General features: G+C 50.6%; 25 protein-coding genes. 12 read left to right on the top strand and 13 right to left on the bottom strand.

Annotation, left to right across the window (positions count from 1 at the left end; genetic code table 11):
* From AC286M_RS01685 to AC286M_RS01655, 7 genes are all read right to left on the bottom strand, one after another.
* On the bottom strand, positions 1-274 hold a 274-nt coding region (locus AC286M_RS01685), incomplete at its 3' end, for a hypothetical protein (RefSeq protein WP_488202741.1).
* 22 nt (positions 275-296) lie between these two features.
* Positions 297-974 carry a DUF6753 family protein gene (locus tag AC286M_RS01680; protein WP_488202740.1) on the bottom strand — a complete coding sequence of 226 codons (678 nt, stop codon included), beginning with the start codon at positions 972-974 and terminating at the stop codon, positions 297-299.
* 4 nt (positions 975-978) lie between these two features.
* Positions 979-1,875, bottom strand: coding sequence for a hypothetical protein (locus AC286M_RS01675; protein ID WP_488202739.1), 897 nt, complete (start codon positions 1,873-1,875; stop codon positions 979-981).
* A 26-nt stretch (positions 1,876-1,901) separates the two neighbouring features.
* A complete protein-coding gene (locus AC286M_RS01670; protein ID WP_488202738.1) occupies positions 1,902-2,213 on the bottom strand; it encodes a hypothetical protein in 312 nt (103 codons plus the stop codon).
* Positions 2,200-2,643, bottom strand: coding sequence for an IS200/IS605 family transposase (gene tnpA, locus AC286M_RS01665; RefSeq protein WP_488202591.1), 444 nt, complete (start codon positions 2,641-2,643; stop codon positions 2,200-2,202). The genes AC286M_RS01670 and tnpA overlap by 14 nt, the downstream gene beginning before the upstream one ends.
* Positions 2,636-2,956 (bottom strand): hypothetical protein, encoded by a 321-nt coding sequence (locus AC286M_RS01660; RefSeq protein ID WP_488202737.1) that lies wholly within the window; start codon positions 2,954-2,956, stop codon positions 2,636-2,638. The genes tnpA and AC286M_RS01660 overlap by 8 nt, the downstream gene beginning before the upstream one ends.
* 8 nt (positions 2,957-2,964) lie before the next feature.
* Entirely contained in the window at positions 2,965-4,098 is a 1,134-nt protein-coding gene (locus tag AC286M_RS01655) for a ParM/StbA family protein (protein WP_488202736.1), read from the bottom strand.
* Between the two features lie 462 nt (positions 4,099-4,560).
* On the opposite strand from AC286M_RS01655, the gene AC286M_RS01650 reads away from it, so the two are divergent.
* From AC286M_RS01650 to AC286M_RS01605, 10 genes are read left to right on the top strand one after another with little or no spacing between them, the layout of a single operon-like run.
* Complete coding sequence (locus AC286M_RS01650; RefSeq protein WP_488202735.1) at positions 4,561-4,899, top strand: plasmid mobilization protein; 339 nt, start codon at positions 4,561-4,563, stop codon at positions 4,897-4,899.
* Complete coding sequence (locus AC286M_RS01645; RefSeq protein ID WP_488202734.1) at positions 4,889-7,057, top strand: relaxase/mobilization nuclease domain-containing protein; 2,169 nt, start codon at positions 4,889-4,891, stop codon at positions 7,055-7,057. The genes AC286M_RS01650 and AC286M_RS01645 overlap by 11 nt, the downstream gene beginning before the upstream one ends.
* A 53-nt stretch (positions 7,058-7,110) precedes the next feature.
* Positions 7,111-7,713, top strand: coding sequence for a hypothetical protein (locus AC286M_RS01640; RefSeq protein WP_488202733.1), 603 nt, complete (start codon positions 7,111-7,113; stop codon positions 7,711-7,713).
* A gap of 28 nt (positions 7,714-7,741) precedes the next feature.
* Positions 7,742-10,954 (top strand): putative type IV secretion/conjugal transfer ATPase, encoded by a 3,213-nt coding sequence (locus AC286M_RS01635; protein ID WP_488202732.1) that lies wholly within the window; start codon positions 7,742-7,744, stop codon positions 10,952-10,954.
* The gene (locus AC286M_RS01630) at positions 10,951-12,009 is read left to right on the top strand and encodes a hypothetical protein (RefSeq protein WP_488202731.1); all 1,059 of its coding nucleotides are present in this window, start codon (positions 10,951-10,953) and stop codon (positions 12,007-12,009) included. The genes AC286M_RS01635 and AC286M_RS01630 overlap by 4 nt, the downstream gene beginning before the upstream one ends.
* 3 nt (positions 12,010-12,012) lie before the next feature.
* Entirely contained in the window at positions 12,013-13,167 is a 1,155-nt protein-coding gene (locus tag AC286M_RS01625; protein ID WP_488202730.1) for a hypothetical protein, read from the top strand.
* On the top strand, positions 13,164-13,988 hold the full coding sequence (locus AC286M_RS01620) for a hypothetical protein (RefSeq protein ID WP_488202729.1): 825 nt from the start codon (positions 13,164-13,166) through the stop codon (positions 13,986-13,988). Before AC286M_RS01625 ends, AC286M_RS01620 begins: the two co-directional genes overlap by 4 nt.
* Positions 13,989-15,725, top strand: a complete 1,737-nt coding sequence (locus AC286M_RS01615) for a hypothetical protein (protein WP_488202728.1) — start codon at positions 13,989-13,991, stop codon at positions 15,723-15,725. It abuts the gene before it with no gap.
* Positions 15,725-16,579 carry a hypothetical protein gene (locus AC286M_RS01610; RefSeq protein WP_488202727.1) on the top strand — a complete coding sequence of 285 codons (855 nt, stop codon included), beginning with the start codon at positions 15,725-15,727 and terminating at the stop codon, positions 16,577-16,579. The genes AC286M_RS01615 and AC286M_RS01610 overlap by 1 nt, the downstream gene beginning before the upstream one ends.
* Complete coding sequence (locus tag AC286M_RS01605) at positions 16,579-18,378, top strand: type IV secretory system conjugative DNA transfer family protein (RefSeq protein ID WP_488202726.1); 1,800 nt, start codon at positions 16,579-16,581, stop codon at positions 18,376-18,378. The genes AC286M_RS01610 and AC286M_RS01605 overlap by 1 nt, the downstream gene beginning before the upstream one ends.
* Positions 18,379-18,382: 4 nt before the next feature.
* On the opposite strand, the gene AC286M_RS01600 is transcribed toward AC286M_RS01605, so the two are convergent.
* The 4 genes from AC286M_RS01600 to recD2 all read right to left on the bottom strand — a co-directional run bounded on the left by AC286M_RS01600 (position 18,383) and on the right by recD2 (position 24,925).
* Positions 18,383-19,471 (bottom strand): ParB/RepB/Spo0J family partition protein, encoded by a 1,089-nt coding sequence (locus AC286M_RS01600; RefSeq protein WP_488202725.1) that lies wholly within the window; start codon positions 19,469-19,471, stop codon positions 18,383-18,385.
* Between the two features lie 17 nt (positions 19,472-19,488).
* Entirely contained in the window at positions 19,489-20,310 is an 822-nt protein-coding gene (locus tag AC286M_RS01595; protein WP_488202724.1) for a ParA family protein, read from the bottom strand.
* A 150-nt stretch (positions 20,311-20,460) separates the two neighbouring features.
* Entirely contained in the window at positions 20,461-21,543 is a 1,083-nt protein-coding gene (locus AC286M_RS01590; RefSeq protein ID WP_488202723.1) for a PDDEXK nuclease domain-containing protein, read from the bottom strand.
* A 1,135-nt stretch (positions 21,544-22,678) separates the two neighbouring features.
* Positions 22,679-24,925: an SF1B family DNA helicase RecD2 gene (recD2, locus tag AC286M_RS01585; protein ID WP_488202722.1), complete on the bottom strand. Its 2,247-nt coding sequence runs from the start codon at positions 24,923-24,925 to the stop codon at positions 22,679-22,681.
* Between the two features lie 129 nt (positions 24,926-25,054).
* On the opposite strand from recD2, the gene AC286M_RS01580 reads away from it, so the two are divergent.
* Positions 25,055-25,219, top strand: a complete 165-nt coding sequence (locus AC286M_RS01580; protein ID WP_488202721.1) for a hypothetical protein — start codon at positions 25,055-25,057, stop codon at positions 25,217-25,219.
* A 94-nt stretch (positions 25,220-25,313) separates the two neighbouring features.
* Positions 25,314-25,871, top strand: coding sequence for a hypothetical protein (locus tag AC286M_RS01575; RefSeq protein ID WP_488202720.1), 558 nt, complete (start codon positions 25,314-25,316; stop codon positions 25,869-25,871).
* Positions 25,872-25,890: 19 nt separating this feature from the next.
* Here AC286M_RS01575 and AC286M_RS01570 read toward each other — a convergent pair whose 3' ends face one another.
* The gene (locus AC286M_RS01570) at positions 25,891-26,103 is read right to left on the bottom strand and encodes a hypothetical protein (protein WP_488202719.1); all 213 of its coding nucleotides are present in this window, start codon (positions 26,101-26,103) and stop codon (positions 25,891-25,893) included.
* Positions 26,104-26,390: 287 nt separating this feature from the next.
* On the bottom strand, positions 26,391-26,567 hold the full coding sequence (locus AC286M_RS01565) for a DUF4278 domain-containing protein (protein WP_488202718.1): 177 nt from the start codon (positions 26,565-26,567) through the stop codon (positions 26,391-26,393).
* Positions 26,568-26,759: the final 192 nt, after the last annotated feature.

Genomic DNA, 26,759 nt, shown 5'->3' with positions numbered 1-26,759 from the left:
GAGCAATTGTCCCTTCCGCTTCACAGCTCGGCAGCAACAGATCGGAATTCTGCAAATCCACCTGCCGACTGCCAGTACCAGGCGTCACCGTCTGCAGACAGTTGAACGCAATATTCCAGTAGTAAAGAGCCAACCCCTGCCCCTCGATAAACTGGAGGAGCTGCGCCAGGACAAAGTTGCGATCGCACACCGCCGACTTACAGGCAACGATGTACTCTTGCTCCTGTTGCAGTTTGGGCCAGATGGTAATGGAATTAAATGTTCTCTGGCTCATAGTTCAACTTTGGGTTACGTCATTACTCAGAGGAGAAAAACTCACGCTCTGAGGGTGGCTGCGTCCAGAGCAAGCAAAAGCCAGACTTCGCTTTGCGGGTGCCCATCTGGATCGTCACGCCGAGTTCTTTCACCTGCTGCTGGCATTCACCACCAAGCAAGTCTTCGTTCCATTCCAAGATTTGGCGAGCATACTGCCCTTCCGAGCTGGTCGCCCAGTCCAGAGCCTCAGCTTCATTGAGGGTAAGCTGGCGCGGTTCACCAGGAGCCATAGCGACCTGGGCCTGTCGCCACTGTGCATAACTCCAGCCACTGAATAACCCCAAACCAACTAGCCCCAGCGCGATTATTCCTGCGCCAATCAGCGATTTGAGCGTCACCTGCGCCTTACGCGCACCAACCTTCTGCATCAGTTCCTTAACGGACTCAGACACCTGCCGTTCAACTCCTCGACGGGCTGCCTGCTCATACTGATCGATGGAGTCAAGCACCTTTTGATGTGCATATTCAAAGGTTTGCCGAAAATGATTCGGAGCCTGCTCTAGCAACACCTGCACGCTGGAATTTGAAAGCAGTAGCAGAAACAAAGCATCATTTTCATCAATACCAAAAGCACTGACAATGCGCCGAATCTGGGCCTCAGTCTTATCGTCAACCTGCCCCAGCAGCTCTTCTAAAATAGTTGTGGTATCAGCTGCCATTTATCTACTGCGCCCCAGCTCCAGCCGGTTCGGTACGCTGCTTCTTTCCGCCCGACTTACCGTTTCCTTGTCCATTCGAAGAAGACTTTTTCTTAGATGAGGTTGGCGTACGCCAATCCTTTTGCTGATCGAACCAGTTGGTTGCCGCTGCTTCAATGGCGTCAAACGTTGCGCTAATATTACGGATGAACGTCTGAATCCTCTGGGCTACAAGGAATTTACTGTTGAGATCGCTTTGCTCCAGTGCTCCTCGAAGTCCCAGGCCGCTTTTATCGATGGTGTAGCGGGTTCCCGGCTCCATCGCTGGAAATGTAAAGACCCCGATTAAATTGGGCGATGATTTGATGTGCTGGTAGATATCCTCCTCTTCCAGATAAGAAAAGTCAGCCGCGCTGACGCGCCCCTCATTCAGCACTAAAATATGCGGAATTGAGTTGCCCAGCATTTCAACGCTTTTCTGAAGCTGGCGAATACTCTCCCAGCAACCATCACTGACAAAGATTTTGAGCAGTCGTACTCTGCCTTCAAAGCGCTGCTTTAAGCTTTCCACCACGCTGAGATCTTCCAACCATGCCTGAAAGACATCGATGATATTAGACGGTAGGTTAACCACTACATCCTTATGGCTAACAACCGCAGTTTCGTAGATGACATCAGGATTTGAGCGCTTCGCCGGATCGTCGGAGATCGTAATAGTTTGAGTCTCCACCTGATCCCGATACATTCGCCCAACATCGTCTATTTGGGCATCCGCTTCAATTAACATGAAGCTATCTTTCCCTCTTGTTTCTGCGTCAAGCAAATACTGACAAAGAGCTTGGCAAATTGCCGTTTTCCCAACGCCGCCTTTCTGTCCACCGACAATATAAATGGTTCTAATCGAATCTTGACTTGAACTCATTGAGATACCTCCGTTCCAACCAAATTTCAGGCTCCAAACATGCCTGAAATGTCGTTCATTCGCTCTCGATCGCTGTCACCGAGCTCACCGATGGCAGCCTCTTCTACTGTTTCAAACCCGTTGCCGTGACCATTAGAACTGGCCTCCCCAACAGAGGCAAAATCACTAATCTTCAGCCCCGCCAATGAATCATTTCCATGGCTGTCATGGGTTTTGACGGCTTGAGGCGTTCCTCCTAAGCGGCTCACCACGTCCTGTGGAGAGATACCACAGGCTGCACAAATCGAATGAAATACCCCGCCGCAAGCGGACGGGGTATCAGAATCAAAAAAGAGCAAGTTGATTATCCCGATGCAATTTGAGGTAATCTTTGCCTTGGGCTTGAACATATTTGGCGATCATTCCTTCATCCCCGTGGCGGCCTACTGTACTCGCAAAATATCCATCACTCCAAAACTCGCCTCCCCAAAGTTTCTGCTTCACTTGAGGGCATCGTTTGAAGACTTCTCGTGCAGTTAAACTTTTCAGCATCGTTACCAGTTTGGTCACACTATAGGTCGGCACGGACTGCACTAGAAAATGGACATGGTCTTTGTCCACTCCAATTTCGACAAACTTCACCTCGTAGCGTTTCTCGATTTCGAGGCAGACCTCTCGCAGAACCGCATCTACTTGCTCATCAAACACAACCCGTCGATACTTTGCTGGAAACACTAAGTGGTATAGCAAAACTGTTACGTTATGACTCTTGTGGATGTACTCACTCATTCTTAGATCTTACGCCGCAGAGCGGCGGGGAATGGACCCCAAGAGATTCAATCGTTCCCCAGTGATGCCAAATACTTTTCCAGCCTTCCTGAACCAAATGTTCTTTTTTATCCAGCTCACCCTTTGATTGAATGAGCGAATTCAAAGCCCGAACAAAAAACGAGTGATATAGAAATTCCTGTAACAAGAATTTGGGTTCAATAGGATGCTTTCTAAGATATTCAATGACATAAGCCATTGCAGTACCTTCTTGAGCACGGATTCGAGGAAACTGAATTTTTAGCCTGTCATCTTTTCTGGTCTGGCTCATCATTCATACGCCTATTTATGAACAGCAATCGCTTCTTGATACATCGCGAAATGCAGGGCATAAACATCACGAAATCTGACCAATAGAGACTCACTATCGGGGTGGTGAGACAGCAACTGTCTCAGTTCCTCAGAGCGCTCGTCAGCATTCCACGCAGGCTCAGCCCATGCAAACAGTTGGTCAAGTCTGTTTTTGAGATAGTAAGCCCCTCCGCCAGCGATAATCATTTCATCTAATTGCCTAGGTACCGCTGCTTCCAACCAGTTCGTGAGCAACGCCCAGTACTCCTCTCTAGCATTTTCAATGACATCAACCAATGCTTTAGATTCCCGCTCAAAGTTCTCCGGATGAAAGGATTTCAATAAAATTCTCAAGTTGGGATCATCCGACGTAATGCTAGATCCCATACCGTAAATGGCCTGGGTGAGCAATTCAGCATTATCAAGTGAAGAGCGTTGCATCACACTCTCAACCAACCTGATAAAGCCTAGGCTAGTCGTTTGGCTTTCATGGGTGAGGCTACCCTTATCAAACACCAGCAAACTGGTATTTCGATGGCCACACATCAGAACTACAATCTTTCGCTGAGCAAACCAGTTTTCACCATGTTTTCTGGCATAGCCTGCTATAAATCCAGCACCTTCGGGCAGGCACTTAAATTCATCTGTGTAGACATTTATTTTTTGATTCCGAAAATAATAATTTTTGGCCTCTTTTTTAAATTTCTCCTTCAACTGTTCGCGATTCGTATACTCTCCAAAGGGCAACAGCGTAGAGACAGCCACTTCAATTTCTCGATCCAGACCTTCTTTCTGAATAATGGCCCCAATAACGGCCATCAACTTTGCTGCGCCCTGTTCGAACTTCAGTTGCGTCAGTTTTGGCGTACCGTGAAACTGCTTGGCTAAGTGTCCTAGAACAATGCAGTCGTCCGCTGTCTTCTTAAATGACAACCAGGCATCATTCTCAGGCCAGGCATTATTCAAAGCTCCTCGGCTGGCCTTGTAGATATCGATGCTGGATTGAGGCAGAGCCAGAATCTGTGGTTCCATCACAATCACCCCAGTCCGCCCATTATTGACCTGATAAAGCGTCTTGCTGGCGGAGGAACCTTGGTCGCTAGAGATCATAAGCTTTGCTGCCATGTGAATCTCACTTGCTTACGTCATCGCCCCTATCCTATGCAAGCTTACAATATTCGATAAATCCATCAATGGGTAAGTATCACAGAATCGGTGCTTTTTTACACCTAATCGTTAGAGATCAACTGTGGCCTTTTTCGATAAATCGTATCCGCTGATGGCCTTTTATGGCCGATTAAGACCAAAAATAAACAGTTTTTCAAAGATATAGGACTAAAAGTGCGGCAGAATATCTCAAAATTGCGCCCCTTCATGACCAAACTTGCCGTTATGCGATTTTTGATGCCCCAACGTGTCCTCCTATGACCAAACATGTCCGCAAAAAAGAGGTTTGCGTAGTGCCTGATACCTTTTCGAGAACGGTCAAGCAATGGGCTTAAGGCACACACTTTTTTACAACTTTAGATAAATGGGAATCCAATCGCTTTCGTCTTAGCTTCGAAACAGTTGGATCAATTCCATGCTGTGGTTAAGCGAAACAATCGGATTCCGGTTCGGGTCACGCCGGACGAAAAGGCAACCATTCAATCCAGTGCCAGTGCGATCGGCACTAACGTATCTCGCATGTTGAGAGTATTGGGCCTGAAAGCAAAGGAACTTCATCAACTCATCGTACTGATCAGACGGATTACAGCCCGGCTATTGCGACTCAAGTCGCTCAGCTACCGACGGCAAGTTGATCCAGACGAAATTCGATCGGCTGTTGATGGAGCACTGGAGCCTCTACAGTCGAAAAGGCTTTGCAATCCTCTCCTGGATCAGAGGCTCATGAAAAACGTAAATCAACTGAACCATGATTGGTAACGTTACAACAAGCAACGATTTTCAGAAGACAACCCGATACATTTGTCGGGCTGGTTCTCAGCAAGTCTATGCCAACTTTGGAGCCGCCGTCACCAATGACGCTAACTGGATTGCGCAGGCGATGGCATCCACAGCCCAGCAGGGAGTCCGTGTTGAAAAACCTTGCTATCACATCTCGATTTCTCCTAGCCCAAAGGATGAGCTTTGCGACGGGGATTGGTACCGTCTCACTGAAGACTTTTTAGGGGAAATGGGATTGGCCGATCGGCAAGCCGTGGGATGGCTCCATCACGATGCGACCTTTCCAGACGGTCACCCTCGATCTCACCTACATCTAGTCATCAACCGAGTTGGTGAACTGGGACAGACTTATTCGACCGCTTGGGATTATCGCAAAGTCGATCGGGTACTGAGACATCTAGAGGCTAGCTACCAGCTCGACTCAGTTAGACCAGCCAGTGAAGCCGCCATTAGGCGAGACACACCAGGGCAAATACATCGGGTCGCAGCTGAGCAAGCGCACTACCACGCAGCAGATCATCCCCGTTCGGACCCTCCTGAACCCAGTATCAGACGCCAGCTCCAATCTGCCCTTGATGCTGCGATCGCACAAACCACATCACCCGATGACATTATCGAAATCCTATCGCAGCAGGGCATCGAAACCCAGATGAATGATTGGGGCTGGAGTTTTGCCAAAGATGGTGTCTACTTGGCTGGCAGCCAACTCGGACGGCGTTATTCACTAAATTCGGTAGAGCAGATGGTCGATCAGCAGCCTTCCTCTCAAGCTCAATCACCAAAGCCAAATCAACAGCCGGATCAGAAGCTGCTACAAAGTCGGCAACGGCAGCGCCGACTGACCATGCAGGAGATCATGCAGGAAAGCTCTGAAGCTCAGGCGGGATCGCAGCAGCGGCAGCGATCGGCTCGTAGCCTGAACTCAATGGGTCAGCACATGATGCGGGACTCCGATGAGGTCGATGGCCTGACGTTTATCGGCGGTGCGATCGCAACCGCTGGTGCTGCCGTTGAGATAGGCGAAGCTTTTTCCCAGCAAATTGCGCAGGCTAGAGCCAAAGCCGAAGGTAAACACGCTATCGAACAGGTCAAGAAGCTAGAAGAAATTGGCGATCGCACTACGGCTCTGGAAAATACCCTGGTTAAACAAGCCCACCAGATAAACCGCTCTCAGCGAGAGAACCAATCGGCAATCAAATCGCCAGAGAACACTCCTAGCATTGATGTTGCTGATTCGCCCGCCGCACAAAGCCTCAATCTCGCGAATGCGCGGTTAATGACGATTGGAAAGCAGCTCGGGGTTGAGTTAGAAGCAGCAGAACCGATCGAACTGGATCCGACTGCCCCCACAGGCAAACAACTCGACCAGATGGATAAAGCCATTGCTCAATTGGATAAGCGTCTCGGCACGCTAGAAGAAGCGGTGGCCGAGATCACTCAGATGCCAGAACCCACACTCGCTCAGGGGGCTGATATCGCCCAATCACTGGAGCAGTTCATCCAGGCGAGGACTCAATTTAGAGGCGAGACCGAACCCAGCACCTTCATCAGCTCTGCGGGCGTGGTTACGCTGACCAGGGAAGGGTTTCAACAGCAAGATGCTCGACTTACGATTACCGATGCCGACTACGGCACCGTCTTTGAAGCCGTTAAGCCCGTCGATAGCAACTGGGAAGGTCAAATTAACGAATTACAGCCCGAACAGGCCGAAACGATCACCCAATTGCCTCAATCCGTTGAGGCATACAGCCAGTACAAACAGGGGCAGCAAATTGTCAGCGCCCTGCAATCTCTGGCATCTGGCGAGTTTGAGAGCGATCACGGCCAAATCGACTGGAGCAGTCGAGTCTCTGGCTTCCGCTATCGCTTCAACATTAAACGACAGCCTGACAGCAGGCAGGAGGTAACGGGGCGTGACGCCAATAGTGACGATATTGTCTTCAACGCCACAATTAGCCGGGAGAACAACGTCTTCGTGGCCCACAACAACATTCCCAATCAACACAGCAACGAGCTGCTCAACCAACGTGAACCGGTATTAACTCCAAACTGGGAGCCATCACCTGAAGCAGACTCTCAAGGCATCATTTTGGGAGTTCAGCCTCAACCATCCCGGCAACGAGAGCTGGAATTGTAGGGAACAGACTTTTCAACACAGTTCAAAACAAGACGCAGTTAAGAGGTACCCGAATGACCTTCGTTAAACGCAACCAACGCAAGCCTAACGTGATCCGATTTCAACTGCTCTGGAAAATAGTTAGTCTACATCGTAATGAAGTCAGACTAATTGCCACACTGGCAGCTATTACAGGCTATATGGTGTTCGCCAGTCCGGCAGTCTTGATGACCGCAATTATGATCGGCACGATTGCGATCGCATTTGGACTAATCAACCGCAGTGCTCAGTCCGTTGCGGGTCTGGGTTTGCCAATTCAAGGCTGGCATCTGGCCAGCATTGTAATTGCCATTTCCGCCCTAGTTGGGATGGGGTCAACTGACCCCGTCTTGGCCCAAATGTTCAACAACCTAGAGCAGTCAGTCAATGATGCCATCAACAACACTGGCGGCACCTCAATTTCTCCAGAAACCATCACAACGATCTTCAATATTTTCCGAATCCTGATTGTTCTAGCCTTCCTGATTGGCGTGGTGATTGTCTTTACCCAGGCAACGCGAGGCGGAGACTGGCAACCAATCGCCAACCTGCTCGCAATTGGGATAGCGTTCGTTATCGGTGTTGAGGTGATTTCCACCCTGATTATTGGCGGCGGCGGAGCCAGTGCTGGTGGATAGAAACGTTCTGTTAACTTGCATTTGAATCATGACTCTCGACGTAGACAGAGATCCGATCCGCGTCAACAAGTTGCTAGGGGAACGAGCCCGAATTGGTCCGATTCCCGCTGAACAATTGTTGCCCTGGGTCGCCATTGGTGGCATGAGCTTCTTTCTGTTCAAGATGCTTCTAGCTGTCTCCTTTATGGCCTGGTTACTGATTTGGTTCTGGCTGAATGGCACCTGGTGGCTCCTCACCGGACGCAAAACCTATCAGTTCATCAAAAGCTGGGCACAGCCTCCCGGTTGGGACTGGACAAACGGTGAAACCCTATTTTTTCGTGCTCACGAAGATGCAGTCATGTGGCAAAAATTTCGCAATTTTCTAAAACGAGACAAAAAAATTAAGCGAGAGACCCAAGCGGGTGAAAAGCAGTTTGCTTCCTTCCAAGATCTGACTCACCTACACTCCATCGTGGAGGTGGAATTGAGTGGGCACAAGTTTGCTTGTCTCCTGCTCTATGATGCAGGCAAGGATCAATGGTCAGCAGAAATTCCGTTCAAGTTACAGGGCTTACACCCCCAGCTGTATCGCTCAGAAGTTGAAGATGCGATCGCATCGATTCAGCAAGGAATGTCGGAAATTCTAGAGGGGGAACGTCTACGGTTCCATACTGACTGCCGGTCGTCTATTAAAACCCGTAAATCGGAGCTGCGTACTCTCTCGCGGACCACCCAGATGCCCTCAGTTGCCGTCATGCTGCTGGATGAGGAAGTCCGCACCCAAGAGCTAACTGAAAAGGGGGCACGGCAGGTTTGGTCACAAACGGTATGGGCCACCTGGTCTACGGCCCACGCCAACGAACAGGGAACAGACGCTATCGGCAAAGCAGTTCTCCAGGCCAAAAAACTGATTGATCAGCGTGTTCGCAAGATTGCAGGTACAGAAGCCATCCACTTTCAGCGATTTTATCTGAAGCTTATTCGCCAGATTCACGACAGCGGCTATATCAACTGGCGCAATATTTTAGAAACCAAAGCTCGGCTCAATATTGAACCGATGGATGCCCAGGAACTTTGGGAATGGCTCTGGTACCGCTTCAATCAGCGTAAGGCTCCTCAGCTGACTCAGTACATTCGAGTGCAGTCTACCGACGATGGCATTCGGCAGCGGATTCCACCTTCCGGTCAAAAAGACCTGGTAACACTACTGCTACAAGGCGATCGCGGTCAGTCTTCCTGCCCCAAGCATAAGCGACAACACGGCTACGTGTACGTTAATGGTCTGGTCGGAAAGGTCGCCGTCATTGAAGCTCCTCCAGAGCTATGGCGCAATACCCGGCAGCAGCTCAAATGGATTTGGGATCGACTCTCTCAAGCTTGGATTCGGGACACCGAATGCGTGGTAGAGGTCACTCACAAAGAAGCCTGGTCTACCCAGGATGAGCTGGAGAAAATGAACCGCCAAAGCTATTTTGAGGCTCAACGAGCAGCCGTGTACGGAACAGGTCAAGACGTATCGGCCAGTCTCCAGCGACAACAGGCAGAGCAAGCTCTAATAAAAATTTATGAGGGACAACGCCCCCTGCTGGTAGCCTGTACATTCATTGTCTGGCGGAAAACGGAGCGGGCTTGTGATGAAGCGATCGCACAGCTCTGTAACTCATTTGGAGCCGCCGAAGCCGTCGTTGAAAATGATGTCTGCTGGCGGGTGTGGTTAGAGACCCTACCGATTAATACATTTCCGCTGCTGACGCGCTACAACGCCTTTTCTGAGCGACGCGTTGTTCTAGATACTGAAACCGTCGCTGGCTTCCTACCGCTAACCTGTCCTAAAAACATCCAACAGCGGGGCGTGGAGTTTCTGACCGAAGAAGGGGGAAAGCCGCTCTATGTGGATCTGTTCAGCGGCACGGGGCGGGTGCTGATCACGGGCACTACCGGCTCGGGTAAGTCTGTACTTGGCTGGCGGTTTATCGAAGATGCCCTGGCTCAAAATATTCCGGTCGTCGGGATTGACCTCAGTAGCGGCGGTGACTCAACTTTTCAGACGGCTGTGCAATCCCTCGGCAAGTACGGAGCCTATGTCGATATCCTGCACGAACGACTCAATCTGCTGGAGCCACCCAATTTGCTTAATCTAGAGCCGGATGACCAGCTACAACGGTTCAAGCGGTGGAAGGATTTTGTGCGGCAGGCCATTGTTGCGATCGCAATGGGACAGATTAATGACCAGCAGTTGCTAGAGCGGGTCAACAGCATCGTTCTGCGGACGCTAGATGTCTTTTTTTCTGATCCTGAAATTACCGAACGCTACAACGAGGCGATCGAGCAAGGCTGGCAGTCGGATGCCTGGCAGAAGATGCCCACGCTTCATGATTTTTTGAAGTTTTGCTCACGAGAGCAGCTTGACCTCAAAAGCTATGAAGACATAGACGCACAAGCAATTAACCAGATTGTGGCCCAGGTAGGAGCCAAGCTAGTTGATCCAAATATCGGTGATGCCATTGGACGACCCAGTTCGGTAAATCCAGAGCCCCTGATCACGTTTTACGCGCTGTCGGGGCTAACCAACGAAAGTAATTCCTACATCATGGCGCTCTCCGCACAAATGGCAGCACTGCGCAATGCTTTGGCTCATAACCGTTCCCTGTTTGTCGGAGATGAGCTGTCGGTCTTGCTGAGTAAACGAGGCTTTGCTGACATCGTGGGGGAAACCTTTGCCACCGGGCGAAAGGAAGGAATCAGCGCGGTGATTTTAGCGCAAGACCTAGATGCGATCGTCGAGTGTAGTGCTTCAGCCAAGATTTTAGCCAATATCAGCATCACCATTACTGGCAAAACTACCCATGCAGGCTGTAACGCCTATATGCAGGCATTAGACTATCCCGCCAATGTCATCAAATACAACGCCACCGAACGCTTTAAGGGTAGCAAAGCCGATTTATTTACTCGTTGGCTGATAGAAGAGCAAGGGCGCTTCTGGCGAACCCGGTACTACGCCAACCCACTGATGCTGGCGGCCCTGGCAAATAGCGAAGCCGAACAGCTCGCCCGCAGCCGGGTGATGGCCTTCTATCCACCAACTACTCGCGGCTATCTAGAGGGGCTAAAAGACTTTACGGGTCAGTATGTTCAAGCCATGCGCGGGGTGATCAGTTTTGAGGACATTCAAGCATCACCGCAAGCCCGGCGTCGCACTCAAGCTGTAGATCCAGATATGGGCAACGTGAGCAATTTAGTAAAGACGAGGACAGTATGATTCGACATCGATATCAACAACTCACTGTGACGCTGACGGCAGCTTTACTCCTGAGCGCCAGCATGGGAAAGGCCGTCTATGCCCAGGCTACACCTCCCTTTAATCCCAACGCCGATAGCCCAGTCAATGACCTTGACTTAGAGGATATCGATACCGGGGATGGAGAATTGAATGACATAGAAGAGGCAGCGGCGGATATTGAAACTGTGACTCGCGATGTGGATACCGCTATTCAGGATCAGCTCAGCAACATTGGGAGCACCATTGAGGAGACGACGGGCGACCTCCTGGACGAAAACGGCACGATTGGCGAGGTAAAAGATACGCTTGACGCCGTGGGAGCAGTACAGGATGCTTTTGCCTCGCTAGAACAAACGATTACGTCCATTTTTGATATCAACCGATTATTTGACCTACTCAACCTCGACCTGCTCGATATGGTTGAAGATCCCCTCGGCGGTCTTGCCAATTCTGGCAGTGTGAAGAAGAACAGCAATACCATCGAAATTTCCACTGGCGCACTGGGTTTACCCGACCCCAAACAGATTGAGCAGGAAATTGAAAATGCTCAACCCTCCGCATTTGAAGAGGTCGCAGCCACCAAAACCGGCGGCAGCGGATCTCCAGTCATCAAGCGCGACCTCGTTACTCAATTCGACCGACAGATGACTGATGAAGTGGCTGATCAGACAGCTCTCACCCAGGCTGGGCAGCAAAAGCTTCGAGAGAATGCCGAAGCCGCCAAGGTCGCGCTCAAGACCTCTCAAGAGTTAGCCACTGACTCTGAAGAACAGGATGTTTCTCAGAACATTCTGCGAAATCTGAGTGCACAACTGGCAGCGCAGCAGCAAACCAGCACCCTCGACAGCGTGGGACACCAGCTCCGAGCACGGGATGATGCACTAAGAAATAAGATGCTCGTCGATGCAGTTAGAGAGCTACAAGGCGACCGGATTCAAGACCGCCGGGAAACGGCAGCGGCTTACTCCAGAAGCATTGTCCAGGGCGGTCAGATCATCATGCCAGGAGTGGGCATCAATCCAGGAGGAGTGTAACCCATGAGTGAGCTAACCCACGCTCTGATCCTGGCTCAGCAGGGATCGGAAGCTGCCGCCGATGTCATTCAGGGAGCACTCCAATTAAGCGAGGACACGATCGCGTCCTGGAATGAAACCTGGATTGATCTGATCCGAGCCGATTCCCCGTTCTGGCAAACCATTGTGCAGTTTTCTCGGGGTATCCTGGCGCTCTGCTTCCTGTATATGTTCGTTCGCTTCGGCAACGAGATTATGAAATCGCGCTATCTCGGTACAGTGGTCGAACTTTTTACCTTTCCGCTAGTGGTGCTGCTGTTTCTGGGCAACAACGGCAGACTTTTATCGGAGTCAGTTTTAGTGCTCCGGGCCGTAGGTTATCGCCTGACAACTGGACTTCTCTCCCAGCAAATTGTGGGATATACCCTTCAGGATGCCATCACCCAGTTTGGACTGAATAACCTAGGAGTTCAGCGCATCAAGCAGGTTTATAGCGAATGTGAGGGATTAACGGGTGATCCTTTTCTGGAGTGTTGGGACAGTAAGGCGGAAGAGGTGCAAGCCATCTATCAAGCTTTAGAAGCCCAAAACGGCAATATTAGTTTCGGTCCGCTGGAAGCGTTTGCCGAATCGGCGATTAACCGAACCGGCATCTCTGCCATCGGTGATTTAGTTGAGGTTGGCACCGGCACACTTCAAGGAGACTTCAGCGGGGCTTTTGCTAGCGTGCTGCAGGATCGGTTGCTACCGATTATCCAGACAATCTTGTACGGACTTCAGTGGGCCTTTGTCAACATCGTGGAAGCGGCCTTACTGATTGCAGCGGTACTCGCTCCGATCGCGCTGGCACTTTCTATTTTGCCTGTCGCTGGTCGGCCCATCTGGGCCTGGCTCTCAGGCTTCGTCGGCCTGATTGGTCTTCAGATTGGCTACAACCTGCTCGTTGGCATTGTCGCGGCAGTGTTAGCCAATACGCAGGGTGGAGCACTAGAAGTTTCCCAAAATCTAGGGTTTCTGCTCTTTATCTCAATCTTTGCACCCGGTCTAGTCACCGCACTGGCTACCTGGAGTGCCACGTCCTTGTTCTCAGCAATTAGTCGTCGGGCCAACAGCATTGCTAGCACCGTTACAGGGGGGCTTTCGACCGCCGCAAAATTTGCAGTTCTCAAATCAAAATGATGCAGCAGTTAAAAGGATTGGTTCGCAACCAGCAGGATGATTCCCAATTCACCACCATGCAGGCGGAAGGGGAAGAAACGGAGATGAATGGCACCGATATCTCGGCACCAGAGCAGCCGGTATATCTGCCGATCAAAAGCGAAAATTCGCTCATCATCGTCATGGGCATACTGGGCATCGGTCTACTCGTCAGCGTCTTTGCCAATCTCTTCTTGCTCTTCAACAATCGAGCACTGGCACAACGAGACAGTATCTATGTGCAGCAATCAGATGGCACCACGGCCAAAGCAACGGAATTTAATGTTACTCATCGTGAGGCGGAAGTGATTAAGAACACGGCAGTGCGCTGGATGCAGCTCACATTTGAGTGGGATAACCAGATTCCAGGCTCTAATGCTGAGGATCAGGGCTATGCCATTGAAGGTACTACGCAAAAGATTCCCACAGAAGTTTATCTAGCGTCATACCTCATGGATAAAGGGTTCCGACAGGAATTTCTGCGGCTGATGGGTACTGAGAAAATCTCTCCCGGCGTCCTGCAGGGACGCATCAAATCGTCTGTACGCTTCTTTGCAGTCTCTGATCCTCGCCAGGTCGGTGAGGGGCTTTGGGAAGTAGATATTGTGGCAACGCGTATTGAGCGTGACCGAAATCAGGAGGTCGCAGAGATTCCGATGAATCGAACCATCACGATGCAGGCTATTCCGCCCGTCGAGCCGGTGTTTGATGACCTAGAACCCTTGGCTTGGCGCAAGCAGATGTATGACCTGCTGGCCAACGGCCTAGTCATTGTCAAAGTTGAACCTCTGGAGGTGGATTAGATGGAGCAACATGATCAAACCCCCAATCTGTCCTCTTTAGCAAACGAGGAGACCGAATTCACTGGCAGTCGGATCGAAACGGCTCCGGTTGAACCTGCAACGGCACAAGCCGAACACCAGCAAAACGGCAGCACAGAGGACGATATTTCCTATGAGGAGCGGGCTCAGTTTGCCGGAGTAGACACCGATTATGATGATGAACTTGTCACAACAGATGAACTGATTGATGGCCCCAGCACAGCTAGGGAGCGGGGCGTGGAAAACTCACCCCTCTCCAGATTGGGATTAGTTACGAGTGCGTTGGGCGTGATCGTAATTGTGATTTGGATATTCTCCGGCTTTTTTACTGGAAACAGCCAACAGGCTCAAGAGCAGGGCAATGAACGCCCCCTCCCGTCAGAATCCGCTGCTAGCTATGGCGCTGATGACCAGATGCGGGCAGAGCTGGCCCTAGTTGAGCAGGAGCGATCGCAACCTCGGCAACGGCTAGCAGAAACACCGCAACAGCCCACACCAGAGGCAGAGGAATCCTCGACGGAGACATCTGAGCCACCTCCTACGACACCAACACGAGTTGTGCGATCGCAACCAACACCCGCACCCATACCAGCACCCGCTCGGCCTATTGCTTCTCCGCCTAGAGAACCAGTGGCAGCATCACCAACCCCAATCTCGTCACGGCCATCCGAAGACACGGTCGATCCACTGGAGCAATGGACACGACTATCGACCGCTGGAGCAGCGGGCGCGGAAGTGGCTCTGGAATCGGAACCTGCAATCGACGCATCAGAAGCAAATTGGACTCAGGCAACACTAAACAGATCAGAGGCTGATCAACAATCCGCATCCTTATCACTTCCAACAGATACGATAGGCGATGCCCCGATTCCATTACCAATCGATGGAGACACTAGAGAGAACACGTCCGCCCTCCAAATGGCCAGCCAGCAGCAACAAAACCCTAATCGAGATGTGCTAGTTTCCTCCTTAACACCGGGAGCACAAGGCATTATTCAGCAGCGTCCGATCACAGCAGCGGAGGAAGGTGGTACAGGAAGGACAGAAGTCACTCGCCGTCATCAAGTGGCCATCGGGACTTCAACGACAGGAGAGGTTATCGTTCCGGTAGTTTATGCTGGCGGAGAACTGTCTGCTCAAGGGCGGTTTGCGATTGAGTTATCAGAACCACTGATGGATATTAACGGTCAAGTTGCCCTTGAAGCAGGCACAGTACTGATTACTCAGCTCACGGAGATTTTAGACGCCAACATTTTACGGCAGCAGGTGGTAGCGGTTGTATATCGAGATGCCGAGAATCAAGTCAGACAGGAAACTGTTGAGCCAGGCGTACTGATGGTTCGCGGGGAGGATAATAGACCCCTTGTGGCACAGGTCAAAGATGACGATGGTAGCCGTGATTTTAGGGAGGATCTGCTAGTCGGTACACTATCGGCACTGGGCAATATCGGGGCGGTATTGAACGCGCCCGATGCCGTTACCACCGCCACCTCAGAAGCTGGAGGGAATACGACAACCAGTACAAGCACAACTGTCACGAGTGGTCAGGATGATAACGTGGTCGCCGCTGCGTTAGACGGCTTTTTCACACCAGTGAGTGAGCGGGTGATAAACCGCATTGAGGGGCAAAACCAAACGTCATCCTCTCCCTACCTATTTGTTCCAGAAGGACAAGAGGTTTCAATTTTTGCGAATGGACTGCTGGAGGTGATTCGATAATGCGTGCCTTTCAATTCATTCCCTGGCTGCTCCTAAGCGGCATCGTTTTGACAGCGGCTGGTAGCAAAGCTCAAGCTCAGCAATTGAGTTCTCTACCGGATATCCCCATACCCAATCCGAACGAAGCCATCCCAGCCACCAGCGTTGTGTCGCAAGAACGAGCCAGGAATTATGCTTCGCCAGTGATGCTCTATCCCGGTCGCAACAGTGTGATTGACTTCTCTAGCACGGGCGAGGTGATCACTTACATACAGCTCAGCGACCTATCTCGGATTGTCTATGACACCAACGCTCCAATCGATAGTGGAGCTGCTCGCACAATCATTCTGCGCCCGATTCAGGCTCTCCACATCGATGGAACGTATACTGCGGCCATTCCCAACCTAGTCGTAACGACCGTAGATGCGACGGGCAAGACCTACACGTATCTGTTTGACCTCTACCGAAGTTCAGATCGCTTTCCTGAGCAACATGAATCGAGCGGCATTGCGATCGCACCAGCTGTAGAGGTTAGAGAGATGCAAGCCCTCAATGCAGAAACTATTCGCTCCAACGTAGTCCGCACTGAGGCAGGTGAAGCCACCCTAGAGGATATTGAGCAGGGATTGACCGTTGCTATTGAAGAGAACTATACGCCATCCGATGATCCGATTGTCTTTGCAGTGCGGCAGGCGATTACAATGGCTCGCAATGGCCTGCCACTGAGAACCGCAGCCAATCAGCTCCAGATCGATATGGCGGTTCTGACATCTTTGGCAGAACTTGGTATTGAGGCCAATATTGAGGGCGCGGCTGACGAGGTGCCAGAGTCTCAACCCTTAAATAGTCAGGTAGAAGTCGAGGATCTAATTTGATGCTATTGGCTAATGCGTTTACCGAGCCCTTGATCGAAGCGTGGCAGGTGATTACCGATATCCTCTGGTCGCCTCGAGGACTGCTGATGATGGGGCTGGTGATTGGGGTTTATATTCTGATTGCGCTGACTCCTCGTAAGACTCATCTCACGTCTGGACGGTTTGCGGGACGAGGAGACAAATTGAAAGCGAGCAACACAGCCTACCGACAGCTCAAAAATGATGATGCAGATGACGTCGTACTTTGGTGTGGTTCACCACCCAACTGGTTACACAATGGCTGGATGGCAGGGCTAGCAACAACTATTACTGGACAACCATCGACAGTCTATGTTCCAGAGGCAAATCGTAGTTCAGTGGTCATCGGCAAGGCCGGATCGGGCAAGACATTTTCAGTGATTGATCCAATGGTTGCTTCGGCGGTGGAGCAAGGCCATCCCATTCTGCTCTACGACTACAAAGCGGATGAATATGGCAAAGGAGGACAGCTCAGCTATCTGGCCACTTTGGCCGCTCGGTATCAGTACAATGTCCAGGTCTTTGCACCGGGAAGGCCCTATAGCTGCATCATCAATCCGTTGGATTTCGTAAAAGATGCCAACGACAGCACAACCGCTGGGGTACTAGCCGAAGTGTTTCATCGCAATCTGACTCGTGGGGGCGGTAAAGCGGATGCGTTCTTTGGGCCTGCGGGGCAACGCCTGATTCAAGCCTTGCTTCAGTTTGCTAAGTCTACTCAGTATCCAGATTTAGCGATGGCGTTCTGCGTCGTGCAGTTGCCCAACTTGGTCAAGCGACTATCTTATGCAGCCAAAGAAGAACGGCTGCCTTACTTTGTTCAAGTCAATTTTGCTCAGTTTATGAGCACGGGAGCCAGCGAGAAAACCGCTTCAGGTATTCTCGCTACCGCCAGCGATGTCCTGACTCGATTTATGTCACCCGATCTCTTGCGATCGCTGCTGGGCAGTACCAACGTTTCAGCCATCCTCGAACGTCGGGAAATCTTGGTCTTCCAGTCTGACATTTTCCGGCAAGATGTGATTAATCCGCTGTTAGCTGCCATCATCAATGTGGTCGTGAATCTGAATTGTTCCATACAGCGCCAGGCTCCGTTGATTTTCAGTGCGGATGAGTTTCCGACTATCTACATGCCTCAAGCTCCAAGCTGGCCCAATCAACATCGCTCTAAGGGCTTCACGGGCATCTTTGGCTTCCAGTCCTTTCCGCAGATTGTTGAAACCTATGGGCAAGAGCAAGCCAAGGCACTCTTATCAGCCTGTAGTACCCGCTTCTGGTTTAATCCAGGAGATGTTCAAACTGCCCAACGATACAGCGATGAGATGGGGGAAACAGAAGTTACCTACCGAACCCGTTCCTATAGTCGCAGCCGAGGAGATGATTGGGGACGCAATCGCTCTGTATCGGAGCAGATCCGTACCAAGAAGCTCATCACACCAGATGAGGTCATGCGATTTGGAGTCGGGGAATGCCTCTACATCAATCCGGCTTACAACCAGTGGCCAATCCACTACGACCGGATGCCAATTCCTAAAACCGACATCCAGCTCAAGAAAGAGTGCGAAGGGCTGTGGGAGACCATCCGCGATCGCATGATTCGACGAGCGCAGAACCGCAGACCTGATCTCAATATGGAGGAACAAATTCGTATCCGGCTTCAGGAGGCAGATCGGTTACTGCCCATGCCGCCAGAGGACGAAGAGGTTGATAGCTACAGCACAGGACAACCAACGCAACCAACAACTGGCGTCATCAATCTGCCCGATGGGCAAGAGTTCTAGCTGACTAGTCCTGTTCCTGCAGCGCCTCAATGAGTTCATTCGCTAATGCCTGCAAGCGTTGAAACTTCTTCTTCAGCTTTGAATCTGCTTGAATACGATTCCATGCATTCTTACTATAAAGCTGTTGAGCAGATCGACGAAATTGCTGTGGGGGATCCATATCAGCGCCACAACTATCATCAAAGTTAGCCTGCTTTAGCTCTTTAACACGCTCTATTAGCGCACGTTTAGCCAGACCTGCCTCGGCTTCTCGCAGCAAGTCAGCCTGAACGTCTAATGGCAAATTAGAGCGACGAATCACATCTGCTTTAGAAAAAGCGACTCGCCCTTCTCGAACAGCATCTAACAACTGCCCAGGCATCTTTTGCACAGCAATCAGTCGATTGGTCACGAAACTTTCCAGCGTCAGACCAAACTGAGCAAAGATTCGATCCAGTTGTGAGAGAACATCCAGGGTTATTATTCCGGAATAATAGTCACTCATTTCCTCGACAACTTGTTCATCATCCAGACGACGAGCGCGGCGCAGATTCTTAATGCGAATCAGAGCCTGAGACAGGCTTTCGGTGTCTAGCTTAAACTTAAGGCCGATTAGCGCAATGATACTATCTGTCTCTTCAACAAGATTTAGGTTCTCGCGAATCAGGTTAGAGATCAGCGCAATTTCAAGTGCCTGTTCATCATTGAGGTCACTTTCAATCGCGGGTAATGTCTCTAACTTCAAGGTTTTACCACATCGCCAGCGGCTTTCACCCGAGACGATTTCAAGCTTACCGTCCGCTCCACGTCGCACCAGCAACGGTTCTCTGACACCCACCTTGGCAATGGATCGTTGTAGCTTTTCGAGTGCAGCCGGATCAAAATATTTACGCGGCTGAGTTAACCCATCGCCCAGCCGGAGGGGAACAAAATCCTGAATGGGATAATGTGGAACTCCGCCTGCAGAGGAAGGAGCGTTTTGCAGATCTTCAAGCTGCTGTCGAAGCTGAGCGATCTCTTCATCACGCTGCTGAAGCTGCCCCATCTGGGCAACCCCGACCTGTTGAAACTTTTGCAAAATTGGCTGCTGAGTTGCCTGACGTTTTTGTGCCATTGTCTTACCTATACGCTCTACCGCACAGCCATAAGGGCTTGGGCAATTTCTTTGAAGTTCTGATTTGCTTTATGGCTGGGTCGATGGGCCCGCAGGGGCAGCCCAGCAGCCGCGGCATTGCTTACTTCAGCAGAATCCTTGATGTAGTTAAAGCAATGCACTCCAATCTGGCTTAACAAAGCCGGTAAGGTAGGAAAGCCATCCTCAGCAGGCTTCTCAGTCAGACCTAAATTATCTCGATGTAACGCTCGATCCTGGACTCGATTCGGAACAACACCCAGAATTCTTGGAGCCGGACGAAGCCTAAGTTTATCGGACTTTTCCATCACCCAAGCTAGCAATGTTGCCGCGCTCATCATGTCTTTGGAGTCGGGTTGAATGGGAATGACAACGAAGTTGGCAGCCGTAAGTGCCATTTTATGGGCTAGATCGATCGTTCCAGGGCAGTCAAAGATCAGATAATCATGGGGAAGGGGATAATCTTCCAACCGATCCTTTAAGATTTCCGTTTTTCGATCAGCCGTCGAAAGCCGTTCAATCAGCTCACTCAAGGACTCATCTCCCAGCAGAACTTGCATCCTATCTTTTTGCCAGCAGTTATAGAGGGGCCAATTTCCGTTAAAGTCATCTTCGAGAATGCAGTCAATTTTTTCATCTGGGCCTGGATTCTCGCCCCCCAAACCAACAAATGCCTTCAGTGATGCGTTGGGGTCAAGTCCAAATAGGCAGACCGAGAAACCTGCCAACAAAAGTTCGTAGCCAACATTGACCGCAAGAGTGGTTTTACCTGACCCTCCAGCGTTACTCATCAAAGCGACTCGGATCTGATTTTTATTCATATTTTTGTCGTCGAGACTCGCTTATTATTCCGGAATAATAGGTACGCTCATCCAAATAGATGTCCCAATAGTACGGCAAAATATCAGAGTTGGAACAGCATCTTAGTGTCCTTATCAACCATACGGGTAAACGGATTGGACTAAACAGGCTCAATCAATGGTCTCAGTCGTATTAGTAGAAATCTGAGCTTCAATTTCTTGAATGGCTGTCTCCAATTCCACTTCCAACTGTTCTGCTGAAGGAAGCCGATCTCGCAATGTGGGTGGTAGTTCTTCCCGTAGTTTGTAGGTCGAAACACCAATGGGATTTTGAACCGTTTCCAGCGCAAACTCTACCACCGTGCGTTTTTTTGAGCGACAGAGAACAATTCCAATCGTGGAATCATCACGTTCGTCTCGCAGTAATCGGTTCACTGCAGTGACATAGAAGTTCATCTTGCCAGCATATTCGGGTTTAAATTCTGTCATCTTCAGGTCAATTACGACATAGCAGTGCAGCTTCAGATGATAGAGCAACAAGTCAATGAAATACTCGTCACCCTCCACATCAAGACGATACTGACTGCCGACAAATGCAAACCCAACACCCAGCTCTAGCAAGAAATCACGTATCCGCTCAACTAAAGCACGCTCCAAGTCCCGTTCTTGAGCAGCTGCATCCAAAGTTAAGAACGAAAAATTGTAGGGGTCTCTTAGGATCTGGCGGCTGAGGTCGGAGCGCTCAGGTGGCAAAGTTCGCTCAAAATTGGTAATGGCTTCGCCTTGGCGCTCATACAGTCCCGTCTCGATCTGCATCTCCAAAATATTGCGGCTCCAGCCATTTTGGAGCGTTTGCTGAACATACCACAATCGCGCCTGCGGGTCTTTGACCTGATCGAGCAGACGAACATTGTGCCCCCAGGGAATTTGTGCAACAAGCTGTTGCATAATTTGTTCGTCCGGATACGCTTCAGCAAATGCCCGCATATATTTCAGGTTGCGAGGGGAGAATCCTTTCATATCGGGAAACTCTCGCTTCAGATCCTTGGCCAGACGGTCAATGACTTTGCTCCCCCAACTCTGTTGTTGCTGTCGTTGGAGGATATCCTGACCAATGTGCCAGTAAAGTAACACAAGCTCGCGATTGACAGCCAGCGCGGCTTTAATCTGCGCCTGACGGATGCGCGTCTTCAGGTCACTCAAAAAGGCAGCGTAGTTTTCTTCTTCAGGAAACAGAGAGGGAGAGGTTGGCATACAGCAACAGTGTTGTTCGTCAGTCTAATTAGATGATGGAGTTAGGAGCAATTACGTTTGCGCAAGTGTGTGCTCCATGTGATTCAGTAGTGTGCTCTCACTCCCAGCAAGACACTAAACTCATCACCAGCACAAGAGTCCCACCCTACAACTTACGCATCGAGGCCAAGTTTACTACAACGCATCCGAATCTTGTCCATCATTATCGCTAGCAAAAACTTCCTAGCACCTATCACGGTGTTCCCACTACAACAAAGCACTATTAGTTCCAAATTCAGCCGCTGAAGACTCCCAACTGGCGCACCATGCGATTTTGCGGCAAACGATATATTGCTCAGCCATCTTCCCTGTTCAGCATGGCTTAATCTCCAACCTTATGAGAACCTGAAAGCCGCGGTGAGGTAGCGGAGTATCTACAGCGCTTTCAGCAGGTTCCCAACTGCTTGCCGTCTTCGATCCTCGTTGATGTATGGATCAAGACGAATGATGAATTTGGATATGCATAACAGAACCCGATTATTGGCAGTAGTTAATGCTAGTTGATAATTACACTAAAAATTACACTACGTTTTCAAGCAACAGATTTCAGTGCCATTAACCCAGATATATCAACCATGCTGATTCCACGTGGTGGGCACTTTTTATTGTTGAGTGCTACAAAGAGCCAGGTTCGTGTTTGCGTACTTATTCGTGTTACTTTAATAAGTTGCTATAAAGAGAACACGAATAAGTACGCAACAGTTGGGCATCCCCCCCCTCTTAGAATGGCCCACCTCTGCGATCGCATTACCTGCTCAAGGTAAGATGAACCATCTGCCTGCATCCGGGATCGTAAACTTTGGTATCCACTCTGCGGAATCCCCAGCATCAACGGGGTAGTCTATTAGCAAGGAGCTAAAAAACTCCTTGTTCAAGGAACAATTCAATTGCTTAATTAAAGGAGGTCAGTATCGATTTCCGATTGAATCTGTTTCACATCCAACTAACGGCATCCAACTCGGTTATTGATATTTCCTAAACTTTTAACGGTAGAGGGCTTTTCTGCGCATTTGCAGCACTCTAGCTAGTCTCAACTCATGCAGGAAATCACTCAGCGCTGCCAGTCTGGATGCCGTTGTTGTCATTTTTTAGGACATCACAGATTATCACAACTGATACTCGGAAATGTAGCTTTGATGCGCCAGTCTAGCAGCGTATATCGCTGGCGATCGCGCACCTGTCCGACTGAAATCGCAACCGCTTTCTTGGGGCCCACAATGATGGCTAATTGCTTGGCGCGGGTGAGTCCGGTATAGAGCAAGTTACGGGTCAGCATCAGGTAGTGCTGCGTAAACAGCGGCAGAATTACTACTGGATATTCGCTGCCTTGCGATTTATGAATGGTGACTGCCCAGGCTAAGGTCAGTTCATTTAAATCGGCTGCGTCATAGGTGACCCACCGCTGGTCATACTGCACCGTGACCGCCTGCTCCTCGGCATCAATCTCGACAACGGTGCCTAAGTCGCCATTGAAGACATCTCGCTCATAGTCATTCACCTGCTGCAACACCCGATCGCCCACCCGCAGGATTTGACTGCCGCGATTCAGCTCAGCGGTTTGGGGATGAGCCGGATTCAACCAGGTTTGCAGCACTTGATTCAGATTGCGGGTACCCATCGTTCCCCGGCGGGAGGGACAGAGGACTTGCACATCGCGGACGGGATTGAAGCCTAATGTCGGAATCAGCTCCTGGATTAGATCTTTCATGCCTTGGATGCCGGGTTCGGGTTCCGGTGCTCCGAGCCACAGGCAGTCGCTACGGGGTCGGGGAGACACTGATTCGAGCTGAGGAAAGTCGCCGTGGTTAATTCGGTGGGCATTGACGACAATCTGACTGGCCTGAGCCTGCCGAAATACCTGCGTCAGTCGCACCACGGGAATGCAGCCGGAGTCGATCAGATCGCGCAGCACATTACCGGGGCCAACGCTGGGCAGCTGGTCGATATCGCCTACCAGCAGTAAGTGAGCCTGGGCTGGAATGGCTTTGAGCAAGGCATTGGCCAAAAATAGATCCAGCATGGAGGCTTCATCAATTACGACGGCATCGGTTTCGAGCGGATTGGCTTCATGTCGCTGAAAGCTCAGGTGGCTGGGGTCAAATTCCAAGAGGCGGTGAATGGTTTTAGCCTCTTTGCCGGTCATCTCACTCAGGCGCTGGGCGGCTCGTCCGGTGGGAGCCGCCAGCAGTAGACGTTTTCCCATTGCTTTCCAGAGGGCGACGATGGTGCGGGTGGTGAAGGTTTTGCCGCAGCCGGGGCCGCCGGTCAAAATCAGCACCCGTTGGCTAGCGGCCATCTCCACAGCCTGCTGTTGTTCCAGGGAGAGGGGCAGACCCGTGGTGTCAATGACGCGCTGAATCCAGCGCTGGACGCGGGCTACATCGACTGCTACGGGGTGCGAGAGGAGCAGCTGCATCTGCTGGGCCAGGTGTTGCTCGGCGGCGTAGAAGGCGGGTTTGTAGCAGCAGGCTTGCTCGTCATGATGATGCAGGATCAGCTCTTGCTCGCTGGCCATCTGCTCAATCAGCGGGTCTAAGACTTCGGGATGGGGCTGATGATCCTCAATCGTGAGCCGCTTCATGGCTGTCTGCACCAGTTCAGCTTTGGGCAGATAGCAGTGGCCTTGGTCAGCGGCTTCACTCAGGACATGGACTAGTCCCGCTCGGTAGCGGAATTCGGAGTTGGGGGCAATGCCCAGGTTACGGGCAATTGCATCGGCGGTGACAAAGCCAATGCCGTAGACATCGGTGGCGAGGCGATAGGGGTTATGAGTGACGACAGCGATGGCATCGTTGCCATAGGTTTTGTAGATTTTGACGGCATAGGTGGTGGAGACACCGTGACCTTGCAGGAACAGCATCACCTCTTTGATGGCCTGCTGTTCGATCCAGGCGGCTTGAATCAGCTCAATCCGTTTGCGCGCAATGCCGGGCACTTCAATCAGTCGCTGGATATCCTGTTCAATTACATCCAGCGTTTCTAGGCCAAAGTGATTGACGATGCGGCGAGCGGTGACGGGGCCAACGCCTTTGATTAAGCCGCTGCCCAGGTACTTTTCAATGCCCGTGAGGGTAGCGGGTTTGGTTTCCTGGTAGTGTTTGACTTGGAATTGGCTGCCGTATTTGGGATGCTCGCGCCAGAAGCCGAACAGCTTGAGGGTTTGGCCGGGTTCGATATGGGCGAAGGTGCCGACAATGGTAATCAGCTCGGGTTCGCTGGTGACGTTGAGGCGAGCGACGGTATAGCCGGTGTCATCAGCATGGAAGGTGAGGCGTTCGACAACGCCATGCAGATGAATCAGGGCGGGCAGATCGGCAGCAGTCATTGGGAGCAGGAGAGTCATAAGGGGGGGCTTGCTCAATCATAGCGGGGTAGCTGAAGGAGAGAACGGATAGGTCGAGAGTGCGATCTCATTTTCCATTTCGCCAATTTGTTCGTGTCACTTTAACCAAGTAAAACAAAAGCAACACGAATGAACGGAACAACGATGAATCATCATCTGGACGATCATTTGAGCAGATCGGTAAGGTGCGATCTCACCTTACCAACTAAAAAGCCCAAGCACGAAGACCAGGCTGAGGTGAACTTGGTCATGGGGTGGAGTTGCGATCGCACGATTAATGAAAAGCACCCTTAGAGGTAATGCGACGGTTAATAGATGGTGTCTACACTCGACCTACTTAATCTTCAAAACAAGATTGCGAGCAGGACGATGGAGTTTATCAGTGTCTATGAAGCGAATTACTTTACTTATATGTTGTGCAATTTTGCCGCTGACGAATTTACCTAGACAAGCACAAGCCAGTACAGAAATGTTCTACCCGGCTTCTATGTGTACTCCGCTAACGGCAGAAGATTTTGATACTGACAGTCGTCCCAATGGTCTCTATTTAAGTAGTCCTCAGTCAGGCTGGCAGAATGATGCACAAACAGAACATAGAAAGTTGAGGTGTCCAATCCCGTATGAATTTAACCCTAACGATGCCTCTTCCATTTCTGTCAGAGTACATCTGCGCGTTCTGACAGGTGACCGATTCTTTATACAGTTGACTGGCTATGATTCCGCGCTAGGAGTTACGGAACGGGTAAATCTAGAGACCAATGCAACCAATGCATTAAGAGTAGATCGCAACGGATTTCAAGTTTATGAGCTCACGCTAGATAGGGACGATGTGCCCAATATACGCTTTTTAGAATTGGATGTAATAGTTCCCGACAAATCTGGAGAGGGACGCCATCAACGGGTAAACAGTGTTTTAGGTTATCGAGTGTTCCGTGGTTCACCCTAAAGAAACGGACACGATAAGTCTATCCCCAAACTTTCTCACTGCGAGCTTGCTCAACACGCGCTATTCCCCTTTCGGTATCTTCAACAGCGACAAATGGCTCTTGGATAGAACATTGAACCCATTGAGTTTCCTGCTGTATACCAACTCCGCTGCGATTATTAAAAAGCTTGATTGCATAAAGCGTTTGTTCATAACCATCAATTTGCCTTTGGTTTATTGTTTCCTGTTCCAACAGGTTCAGCTCCCAGCAACTCCCGATGCGACACCCTCTGGATAATGCCCTGCCTGTGTTATGAAACTGAAGAAGGGTAGTGATTGAGACTGTCGAGCGATTGGGAGGCTCTACATTTATATCTGGATGGCAATTTGAGCCAGTAGCTTTTCAGGTTGAACTAAGCCAGTGAAGGCTCACGGAATACAAGTTGCGATCGCAACTCCCCAGCGACTAAATAAAAAGCCTGATCTTTGAGATCAGGCTAACAGGAGGAGAGTATTGTCGGAGGGAGCAGGAGAGAAGGATTAGCGCTGATAGTCTACGCCACGATAGCGAAGCCGTGCCGTTTCACGCCGTTGAGCAGATTTCTGAGTGAATCGATAGGCCACACCGCGATACAGGCCAGAGCGTTCAACGGTTTCTAGGTTGCCGATTTCAATTTGGGGCATGGTGTAAGACTGGCCGAGGTAGGAGAGAGTCATTGGCTTGATTCCTGAAATGTAAGGGGGCTTTGTCTATAAAAGGGATTCAGGCCCACTCTTGAGCATTTCAGGCTCAGTTGGGTGATGTGCCGCACCCATCGAGGTGAGCTTGGTCATTTAGCAGGAGTGCAAGACCGAAAGGATTTATGACGTTGAGGGTATGAAGCGTAAAACTGCAACGGTTCAGGTTCG

This window comes from Thainema salinarum CENA647 (assembly GCF_057732415.1).
The sequence above is the reverse complement of the archived record's forward strand: the minus strand, read 5'-3'. Positions and strand labels throughout refer to the sequence as shown.